This is a genomic window from Ferroacidibacillus organovorans (assembly GCF_001516615.1).
Lineage (GTDB): Bacteria > Bacillota > Bacilli > Alicyclobacillales > SLC66 > Ferroacidibacillus > Ferroacidibacillus ferrooxidans_B.
This window is the reverse complement of sequence record NZ_LPVJ01000072.1, coordinates 23,301-33,565: the sequence shown is the minus strand read 5'-3', so window position 1 is coordinate 33,565 and position 10,265 is coordinate 23,301. Positions and strand designations below refer to the sequence as shown.

Below are 10,265 nucleotides of genomic sequence, written 5' to 3'. Positions count from 1 at the left end.
CAGAACAGCTGTACGTGGACAATGGTGCCGTTTTTGCATCCGACCACCTGAAACGTATTTGTGGTCGTGTGGGGATTCATCTGTCCCACAGTACCGTTCGTCGACCGGCTGGACGTGGGAAAATTGAGAGGCTATTTCGTTTTATTGACACCAGTTTTGTTCCTGAAGCGTACCAAGCGATTGATTCAGGCTATATAGAAACCTTGGACGACCTCAACGACGCATTCCAAACCTGGGCTAACGTCTATTACCACGAACGCAAGCATGGCAGCACTGGAATGGCTCCTAAGCAACGGGCCGCACAAACCACACGCAGGGCACGGAGAATATCCGAACAGGAGTTGACGGAGATCTTCTACTGGCAAGAGGAGCGAAAGGCGGATAAGGCCGGGTGCGTCTCACTCCAGGGGAATCTGTTCCAGGTCGACGACGAACTTGCCAACAAGAAGGTACAATTGCGCTATGATCCATTTGACCTCACCACAATACAAGTCTGGTACGGCGAGCACCGGTATGCGGATGCCGCGCCCATCGATCTCACCCGTCGCTATGACCGCCGGGTGCAACAAGAGGTAGAGGCTAGTGCACCACCGGCACCGGGAATCTCAATGTTTGAAGCGCTTAAGCAGAAACAGAGGGTCAATGCTGAAGGGCTCCGTTTTGCCGAAAGTGGTGACGTACAATGACACCAATGGAGCGGTGGAATTGGCAGTCCGTCCCATTCAGACGGGACGCCACGGGCGAAGCACTCTATGATTCTGCAGCACACCGAGAAGCGATCGCTCGTCTCATGTACGTTGTGGAAAACCAGGCCTTTGGGCTGCTGACCGGTGAGGTAGGCAGTGGCAAAACGACGCTCATTCGCAGGCTCATGACTGGACTGGATGAAATGAGATACTTGCCGATTTATCTGTGCCAGTTGGGACTGAAGCCCAAAGATTTCTATGGTGAATTACTGAGCCATCTGGGCGAGGCGATGCCGTTTGGATTAAGCAAGGCAAGGAAGTTGTGGAGTGAACGCATCCAAAGCCAAGGCGAACCGTCTGGGCGACGGTGGGTTGTCGTGATTGATGAAGCGCAGGACATGGCTGAGGAAATGATTCAGGAGCTTCGATTCGTCCGCAACCAGCACATGGACTCAACCTCTCCATTTCCGCTGATTCTCGTTGGACAACCGGAGATTCGGAGAAACCTGCGTTTGAAGAAATATGAAGCCATTTCTCAGCGGATTGACATGGCCTACCACTTAGCAGGCATGACGCGGGAGGAAACCGCTCAGTACATTCGACACCAAATGAAGCAGACTGGGACCAACATGCCCGTTTTCACGGATGGTGCCATCCAAATGATTTACACGGCCAGCCGTGGTATCCCGCGTGTGGTAAACCAACTGTGTACACAGGCGTTGTATGATGCGGCGGCTCGAGACAGTGAAGCGATTGAGGAGGGGCACGCTCAGAGAGTGCTCACAGACCAGGAGTGGCAACGAGGGACAGCTAGCTAGCTGAAGCTAAGTGATTGACGGTTGAACATCCAGTTCCATGGCAGATTGACGTTACGGCCGCTCCGCCAATGGCGGTGAACAAATCACCGTCAAACAGCGTGAGCGGCTACACAATCGGTCGTTTGCGCCCCAAGATACCTGAACTGACACTTGCGCTAAACGGTAGGGTGACCTTGCATCACCGAAAAATCATCCAGCGTTCTTTGGATCATCTCACGTTTCTTGAGAAGTCCATCGCCGACCTGGAAGCGGACATGGAGCAATACTTCGCTCCGTATCAAACGCAAGAAGAACTACTACAAACCATCCCGGGTGTTGGGCCGAATGTGGCGAAAGTCATCCTCGCCGAAATCGGAACTGATATGCCCGTGTTTCCTTCGGCGTCCCACCTCTCTTCATGGGCTGGGCTTAGTCCCGGCAATCATGAAAGTGCAGGTAAAAAAAAGAGCGAAGACGACACAGGGCAACCAAGCGCTGAGAACTGGATTGTTAGAGGCAGGCTGGGCCGCCAGTAAAACGCGTACGTTCCTGGGATCAAAGTTCTGGTCAGTGACCAAGCGAATGGGCAAGAAGCGAGCGAACGTCGTGATCGCACACAAGATTCTTGTGATTGCGTACCACATACTGAAGACGGGTCAACCTTATAACGAACTGGGCGCTGAATATCTGGAAAAGCGCAAGCCCATCTCAACCGAAGAACTGATGATTCGCCGACTGCAGAAGCAGGGATTTGTAGTGACGAAGCCAGACAACGCATCAGCATAATATCCTGAAATTGGAACGTAAAAATGGGTCTCCCGGGCATTTTAATGCCCAAAAACGGATTTAAGCGGTCTTCTTCAGCCTAAATGTCGTCTATTTTCTCATCAATGAGTTGACATCTACCGTCCCTTGATTGATTAGACCTGTTCTGGAAATGTCGTTGAGAAGTTGATCTACTTGAAGCGATACTGGTACGATTTCATTTTGCGCTATGCCCGAAGTTGTACCAACAAGATTTTCATCAACACTTTTTGCGATCTGATCGCCACGATTGATTGCACCGCCGATTCCACCGGGTCCAGCACCGCCGCCACCACTCACTGTTTCATCAAACATCCCACTTGGATCCACACGATTGACCGGGTTGTTGCTCGCGTACGCATACCCATTGTACCCAGGCGCCCCGCTTCTCGATTCGCTGTGTCCACCATTAGAGCCTAACATCACCGACTGCTTTGGTCATTTCTGATTCACCTCGTGGCCATACTAAGACGACCAAATGACCAAGTGAAGACGAAAAAGAGAGCCGAACCCTGAATTAACGAGGTTGGCTCCCTGCGGTAACAGCGCTTGAAATTTGCGTTACTCGCTATCTGAATTAAGTCTGGACATCCCATTCAAATATCTCATGAAAGTCACTAAAACACGTCTCACAAATCCAATGATATTCGTCAAGAGTACAATAGCCCGTTTGTTGAGGACTGTTGAATTCATCGAAACAAAAACTGCAGTGATCGTGATCCCAGTTGTCATTCCTCTGGGTGTACGACTTGTGCCTCAGCTTTGCCTGGAACAGATAATTCATTTGATTGGTCCAACGCCAATCGTCTTTGGATATCATCGTTACACCACCTAATCCGAATCTCATTTTCCTTTCGGAATAATTCTTCCATCTGGATAAACTCTATATTGCTGCCCATCTGGGGCAGTGTAATCCCAATGGGGTCCGATTGGATCTGGGTGTCCCAGGTCAGGATGTAAACTGGCTCCCGTCTTTGGATTGTACCAACTTCCTTTTCCGCTTGAGGGGTTTCCTTTACCGCGCCATTCCCATCCTTGCCCAGGAGATTTTGCAGGGTCATTACCCGGATATCTTACCTTTGGTAATGCTTCCCCCGTACCCTCATTAACGAACCCATTTCCGTCCATGTTATTGATCAACTGATCGAGTTCAGTGGATACTGAGGCACTGTCATTGATGAGCATTCCTGACAATGAGGCACCTCCACCACCGCCACCGCCACCGCCACCGCCAAGACCCCCACTTGCACCACTGGCAAGTGGATCACCGATACTCACTCGCTCCGCCGCCGCCACCCCCAAGTCCCCCTTCTTCCTCTTCAGGCAACATCCCACTTGGATCCACCCGATTGACCGGGTTGTTGCTCGCGTACGCATATCCATTGTACCCAGGCGCCCCACTGCCCACCTGTGCCCCCACCGGATCCACGCTCAAGAATCGCCCGAGTGCCGGATTGTAGTACCGCGCATTCAGATCATAAAGCCCCGTGCTCCAATCATACCAGTACCCCTTGTACAAAAACGGATTGGAAGTCGCCACCCCCGTGCCCGACGTGTCCGTGTGTGACAGCAGGTTCCCCCACACGTCATACGTGTACGTCGCCACCTCTTGCCCAAGCGTCGCGCTCCCCGGCGTCTCATCGATCAGCCCGACAATCTGCCCCAACCCATCGTACACATATGCGTACGTGTACCAGCTTCCGCCCTGCGCCATCGACATCAGGATCGGCAGCCCTGCCGCATTGTACGTAAAGCGCTGCACCACGTTGTCATTCGCATCCGTGACATACGACACCAGATCCGATGATCCGATGTACCCCAGGTGCTCACTGCCGATCGTCACCCGCCGACCGAGCGCGTCATACGTAAACGTCGTCGTGCCGCTTGGCGTGCTCACACTCGCCAGTTGATTCTCAGCGTTCCACACGTAGCCCGTCGTCCCATATGCTGTCATCTGTCCGCTCGCGTCATAGGAGATCGCAGTGCCACCGACCGAGAGCAGGCGATTGCCTTCGGCGTTGTACCCGTACGTCGTGGTGACGCCCGTCGCCGAGTCGGCCATCGACGTCCGATTCCCCATCGCGTCATACGTGTACGAAAGTGTCACGCCGCTTGGCGTCGTCTCCTCGATCAACTGGTTCTGGCTGTCATACACAAACGTCTGCGCCGCGCTTGTCAATCGGTTGGTCACCTGCGTGACATTGCCGTTGGCGTCATACGTATACGTCTCATCCTGCAGCGTCTGGCTCGGCGTACCCGCAATCCCAAGCGTAATCGTTTTGACTTCGCTCACCTTGCCAAGCACGTTGTACGTGTAAAACGTCGTGCTGTCCGAGTTGACGTTATGCACCGAGGCCATCAGGCCGCGCGACGTGTACGTGAACTGCACCGTCCCCTTGCCGTCGCTCGCCTGGAGCATCTCCGATCCCAGATCATACAGGTACGTATTCGTCCACACGTCATACGGACTTGTCAGGGTGGCGTTGAGCGTGACCGTTTGCTGGGTCACATTCCCCTGCGCATCCAGCGTAAACTGGTCCTTGTTCACGATGCTTCCTGAAAACGGCTGAAGGTCTTGCACCAACTGATTCAGGCTGTTGTACGTGAACGTGTTGGCCGCGTTCCCATTTTCGGCGATGCTTGTCACGTTGCCATTTTTGTCATACGAAAATGCGAACGTGTCGGTCGTCGCACCCTTGGTCTGTGTCACCGTCTGCAGGCGGTTGGCCGCGTCGTACGCATACGTCGTCGTCACGCCATTCGGGTCGCTGACCCCCGTCAGAAGACCCGCCGCATTGTACGACTCCGTGGTCGTTTCTGCGACACCGTTTACCGTCTGCGTCTGGGACGTCGGCTCGTTTTGCTGATTGTACGTGTACGAGACCGTCTGCCCCAACGGGTCTGTGATGCGCGTCAGATTCCCGTTGCCGTCATACCCGTACGTGAACGTCGGGTTGCCCGCGACGCCGCCGCTTGAATCGGTGTACGTGTACGAATCGATCTGATTGAATTTGTTGTACGTGTACGATGAGACGTTGCCAAGCGCATCAGTGACCTGACTTGGATCCCCGGTGTTTTCTCCCGTGAAATTCGGACTGTAGTTGCCGCTTGTGTTGTCCATGCCCTGGTAGTTCCACTGCGTCGTGTGACCCAGCGCATCGGTGACCGCCGTTACTTGGTTTCCCGCACTGTCATACTGCATCGTCGACTGCATGTTGGATGGCAGCAGCATCAGGTCATCAAACAAGGCGACGGAATTCGTGCCGTTTGCATCCGGGTTAACCACCATGCCCACACGCAAGTTGGCGGTTCCTGACGGCATCTGCGATGGCGACACGGAAACCTCGGTCAGCGTCCACGGGGTGTTGCCTCCTGCGCCCATCCATGGACTCATAAACGTCCCGAGCACAGTGCCCGAAGTACTCAACGCCTGCAGTTGCAGGTAGGCGCTGTTCGCCTGAAACCCGTGCGTGTGGATGTACCCATACAGCGTATACGTCGTCCCACTTTGATACGCCACAGGCAAGGTGTTGGTGACGACTTCTGCCGTATTGCCACTGGCCGGCGGGGTCACCGCGAGCGCATGCTGCCCTGTGTGCACATCACCCGCTGAACCGACGCTTGTCGCAGATGCGCTGCCAGGGCCCGAGGCCACCCAGGAATCCGGAAGACTGCCGCTGCCAAAGTGATTCTCAAAGCCCGGATTCTCAAGCAGATTGTTTTGTGAAACAGGGGCGGACGTCGCCAGAAAGCGCACCTGTGGATCATTAAACCAAGCATGCCCGGAGGCGTCGGTATAATTCATCGTAAACGTCAGTTGATCAGGCAACTGATTGTTATACATCAACTGCGCCTTCGAGAGATCCATCGATTTGTTTTGCCACCCCGAAGTAAACGAAAAGGGAAGCGTGAACGTTGCAACGTGGGTGGTTCCGGAATACGACGCTTGCAGTGACACCTGATACGTCGCAGCCGATGACGAAGTCGGCGCAGTGCCTCCGCTTTCTGTCGAGTTGACCGAGAATGAAACACCGTTCCAATCCCACGCGGGAATCTGAACCGTTTGGCTCAAGGTTACCGGATTGGCGGTGTCTGCCTCAAACCAAACCGAGGGCAGACCATTGTGCATGACCGACGTGTCGACGGCAAAAAGATCCACCTCCCCATTGGGAACCGACCAGTTCCCCGGATCTTGTGCGCCTGTCGCCTGGTTTTGAAACGAGCTGTTGACGAGCGCATTCGCACTGTTCACGCCGTTTCCGTTGATCGGCGCAAGCTGCACCCCATCCCAATACGCGGTTCCCGTGGTGCCATAAAGTACCAGGTTCAGATTCATCGCATACGCATCCGACGGCGCGGTCACCACCACCGATTCGCGGGTCCACCCCGTGGTGCCAAGGGTATTTCCGAGATAGATCGAAGGCGCCGGACTGCTGCCTGAAGCGATGGCTCCGGATGCCGTGTACCAGTGGGCATTGATCACCGCACCGATCGGCCCCGTATTCAAGAGATAGCCCTGGACTCCCACTGTTTTTACCCAAAAGGAAAGGACATACGATTCGTTTGGATGAATCGGCATCTGTTCATTTTGCAGCAGATACGTCGGGTTCAGGCTGCCCGCCTGGATCATCAGCGCGTGCGCGCCGAGTTTTGCCGTCGCCGTCGTATCGGCAATGGTCCCATTGCCCGACGCACTCTCCCAATAAAGCGGCAACCCCGTGGCGGCATCGACGCTTTCAAAACTGCCGTTTGGAATCAGGTTGTGGCCCATGCCAAGCGGCGCACTCACGGCCAGCGGGTTGCCATTGCTGTCATAGCTGACAAGTGTCGTCTTGCCCGTCGGATCCATCGTGCTTGAGAGGGCGATCCCTTGGTAGCGATTGGACGTCGAAGAGCCATTGGTGTTTTGGATCCCCACCACGCTTCCATAGGCGTTGGATGAAATTTGCGAGACCGCGCCATTGGCCAGTTGCGAAGCGGTAGGAACCCCCGTGCCAATTCCATTGCTCCCTGTGTTGTCATAGCTCATCGTCGTGGTGTTCCCATTGGGATCGGTCACGCTCATCAACTGATCGGCCTGGTTCCACGCGTACGTCGTCGTCAAGTTTAGCCCGGAGGGATCCACCTGGGATGAAAGCAGCGTGCCTGCGTTGCCTGTGGTGTACAACACCTGATGGCCGTTGGCATCGGTCACCGTGGTGGTTGCATTTCCGGATGTCGTTCCATAGGTGTACGTATCCGTCGCTTGCACCACCGCTCCGCAAACGGTGATCGGCGTACTCACCGAATGGACCTGCGCCGTGCCCGATTGATACGTGATCGCAGTCGTATTGCCGTTGGCGTCGGTCATGGACGTCAAAAGACCGGATGTGCCGTAGCCGTACGAGACCTTCGTTTGATCGGTCGATCCTGCTTGCGACGCGACCGTCACACCGGTCAAATCTCCGCTTGCATCATACGTGTACGTGATCTCGCGCCCCGCAGGATCGGTGATCGCTTGAATCGTTCCATTGCTGTTGAGCGAAACCGCCCATAGACGACCGGAGGGATCCTGAATGCCGTCCAATTGCCCCGCGCTGTTGTAAAGAAAGGACGTCACTTGCGACTGTGTCGCCGTCGGCACGGTAATAGAAGTAAGCTTTCGCTGCGCATTAAAGGCGATTTGCGTGCCATCCTGTTCGGTGACGAGATAACCGCCAGAACTCGTCACAGTCAAGGTCAAATGTTCCGCCCCGGTGGCGATGTAGCCTTGGGCTTTGTTGCTTGGAACAAAGATGTGTTGCAGGCCATTGGCATCCGTAAAAAGGATCGGGCCGTGTCCCCAGTTGGCAATCGACATGTCCAAGTTTGATGACCAACCGTTGCCAAACAGGTTCGTGTGACCCGGCGGTTCTGACGTGGCATTCATGCTGTTGTACGTGCGCGAAATGGAGACGGGATACCCGCGCCCTGGCGTCGAGAGGTCCGTCTGCAAAACCTCCAGGTTTCCATCTGCCAAATTCACGCCGTCGCTGGTTTGCGACCAAAACGGCTCATTTCCAACCGGCTGCACCGTATACGTAATCGATAGGGTGGGTGCGGGATGCGTGATGCTGTTATACGAGGCAAACGAGGCGTACTCCGTCGCCCCGGAAGGCGCCACAAGTTCAAAACCGTAATTATCCGCCTGCTCGCTGTACCATGATTTGACCGCAGAGGTCACATTGAATTGCCATGTCCCTGAGATCGTTTGACCGGTGGGGCTCGGAAGGGCCGCGGTCGTTTGCGTATTCATGGCCGCGCCGACGGTCGGCTGATTGGCCCACGTCGCCGACTGCGCATTCCAGTTTTGCGTAATGGGAAGCACAGAAATCGGTGTGCCCGCCTCATTGCCATTCGTCTGAAAGGCCGAGAGCGTGGCCGACACGATCGTGGCACCCGTCGCCCCTGGCATCAAAGGCGGCAAGTTGTCAAACCCGATCAGCGCGCGCATCGTGCCGTAAAAACTGGAATTCCCCGCATCCACCGTCGTATTCCCATTCCCGGAATAATTGGTGCTTGGGTATTGGGATGAGACAAACGTATTTAAAAGCGAGCTGTTGTTACTGTTGCTTGTCAGCGTCGGGTCAATCGCAATCGGAAAAACGCGTTCGCTCGCGTGCACCCACGCAGCGTCCGGTGTGACCGTCAGCAGGGCCGTTCCATTCCCCTGATCGACGATGGTCTGTTTGACCGCATAAGATGTTGCACCTGTGGCATCGTACATATAAGGTGCAGGAATTTGTGCGACAAAATCATGCGTTGTCGCGTCCGTAAAGACAATGGATCCGTCCGCTTTTTGCGTAAAGGTGAGTCCTTTGGTATTTAGCGTAAACGCAAAAGACGAGGGTGCCGCAGCGGAGTGCATCAGAATTTTCTCCTGCACACCTTGAGGCAATACGTTGTACTGAAGGTCCGTGTTTGAAAAGACCTGCGGATACGTCACCTGATTGCCTTGTTCAACGCCCGTGCTCACATTCCCGCTGACCGGGCCAAACGAAAGCGTATCCCCTTGGTTGGTAAAGGACACCGTGTTTGACGCGACACTTTGCGCTGCAAACTGCGCGGTAAACGGGCCTGCGGTATTTTGGTAGGCAAAAGCCGGGTTGGCGCTTGCCGTGAGCGCTTCATTCAGAGTCTGCCATGCGCCTTTTGTGTCTTTATAGAATTTCGCATTGGCAAAAATGTGCGTCGTGTAGGTGCCATTGGGATTTAGAAACGTTTGCGAATGACCTGTGCGCAAGGAGAGAATCTCTTGCGGCGTGCTTCCCGGTTTAAGCATGGCAAGGGACGCATAATCCACGTTCCCAAGTCCGTTTAACCCCGTTGGGTTCATCCCTTGTTGCAAGGTTTGTGAAGGCGTCCACGCAGGACCGGTGGCACTGACAATCGACGGATCGATCGTCACGGGAAACTGTGCCTGCTTCAGCCACGCGTCCTGCACCGACACGGTGACAGACAGTTGCCCCGTTCGAAGCGGTGAAGAGTGCATCGAGACGGCCGTGTTTGACGTGGCCCCTGACGCATCCCGGATCGTGGGATTGGGGATGATCGCAATCGGTTGATGCGTGGTTTGATCATAGAAAAGGATGCCCTGGGACGGCACCTCGCGCACCATGACATGCGCGGTGTCGACCAGAAACGTAAAGGTGTGTGGTGCTTGTGCGCGGTGGAGCACAATGCTTTCTTTGACGCCCCCCTGCATCATCTGATACACCAGATCGACATGGGGGAGAATGTTTGCATAGGTTGCGCCCTGCGCAGCAAAGGAGACGGGCACCTTGCTGCTTTGCTGCAGCGTAAATGCGATGGAGGCGTTGTCGCGCGTGAAGGTCACCAAGGGACCTGTGCCCGACACGGCCGCCACATGCGCCTGATAGGAAAGCGGCGCAGGCGATGCCTTCGGTGCCGTGGGGACGCTTGGTCGCACACTGCGGGTCGTTCGGATCATGGCCGTTTG

The 10,265-nt window shown here is 55.1% G+C and carries 7 protein-coding genes; 4 read left to right on the top strand and 3 right to left on the bottom strand.

Going from position 1 to position 10,265, the window contains the following annotated elements; translation table 11 throughout:
- The 4 genes from ATW55_RS15590 to ATW55_RS15575 form a co-directional block, all read left to right on the top strand.
- Positions 1-686 (top strand): Mu transposase C-terminal domain-containing protein (locus ATW55_RS15590; protein ID WP_160327275.1); only part of this gene is annotated, 686 nt, incomplete at its 5' end.
- Positions 683-1,504 carry an ExeA family protein gene (locus ATW55_RS15585; protein WP_067565469.1) on the top strand — a complete coding sequence of 274 codons (822 nt, stop codon included), beginning with the start codon at positions 683-685 and terminating at the stop codon, positions 1,502-1,504. The genes ATW55_RS15590 and ATW55_RS15585, both read left to right, overlap by 4 nt.
- Before the next feature lie 14 nt (positions 1,505-1,518).
- Positions 1,519-2,019 carry a transposase gene (locus ATW55_RS15580; protein WP_067720402.1) on the top strand — a complete coding sequence of 167 codons (501 nt, stop codon included), beginning with the start codon at positions 1,519-1,521 and terminating at the stop codon, positions 2,017-2,019.
- Positions 2,020-2,089: 70 nt separating this feature from the next.
- Positions 2,090-2,269 carry a hypothetical protein gene (locus ATW55_RS15575; protein ID WP_067720400.1) on the top strand — a complete coding sequence of 60 codons (180 nt, stop codon included), beginning with the start codon at positions 2,090-2,092 and terminating at the stop codon, positions 2,267-2,269.
- 90 nt (positions 2,270-2,359) lie between these two features.
- Here the strand turns inward: ATW55_RS15575 and ATW55_RS15570 are convergent, their stop codons facing one another.
- The 3 genes from ATW55_RS15570 to ATW55_RS15560 form a co-directional block, all read right to left on the bottom strand.
- Positions 2,360-2,602 carry a hypothetical protein gene (locus ATW55_RS15570; RefSeq protein ID WP_153005203.1) on the bottom strand — a complete coding sequence of 81 codons (243 nt, stop codon included), beginning with the start codon at positions 2,600-2,602 and terminating at the stop codon, positions 2,360-2,362.
- Positions 2,603-3,130: 528 nt separating this feature from the next.
- Positions 3,131-3,583 (bottom strand): polymorphic toxin type 37 domain-containing protein, encoded by a 453-nt coding sequence (locus ATW55_RS17060; RefSeq protein ID WP_082685935.1) that lies wholly within the window; start codon positions 3,581-3,583, stop codon positions 3,131-3,133.
- A complete protein-coding gene (locus ATW55_RS15560; RefSeq protein WP_067720394.1) occupies positions 3,552-10,256 on the bottom strand; it encodes a DNRLRE domain-containing protein in 6,705 nt (2,234 codons plus the stop codon). Before ATW55_RS15560 ends, ATW55_RS17060 begins: the two co-directional genes overlap by 32 nt.
- Positions 10,257-10,265: the final 9 nt, after the last annotated feature.

Coding starts and splice junctions, on each gene's coding strand:
- ATW55_RS15585 (WP_067565469.1), top strand. CDS start 683: ATGACACCAATGGAGCGGTGGAATTGGCAGTCCGTCCCATTCAGACGG.
- ATW55_RS15570 (WP_153005203.1), bottom strand. CDS start 2,602: ATGTTTGATGAAACAGTGAGTGGTGGCGGCGGTGCTGGACCCGGTGGA.
- ATW55_RS15560 (WP_067720394.1), bottom strand. CDS start 10,256: ATGATCCGAACGACCCGCAGTGTGCGACCAAGCGTCCCCACGGCACCG.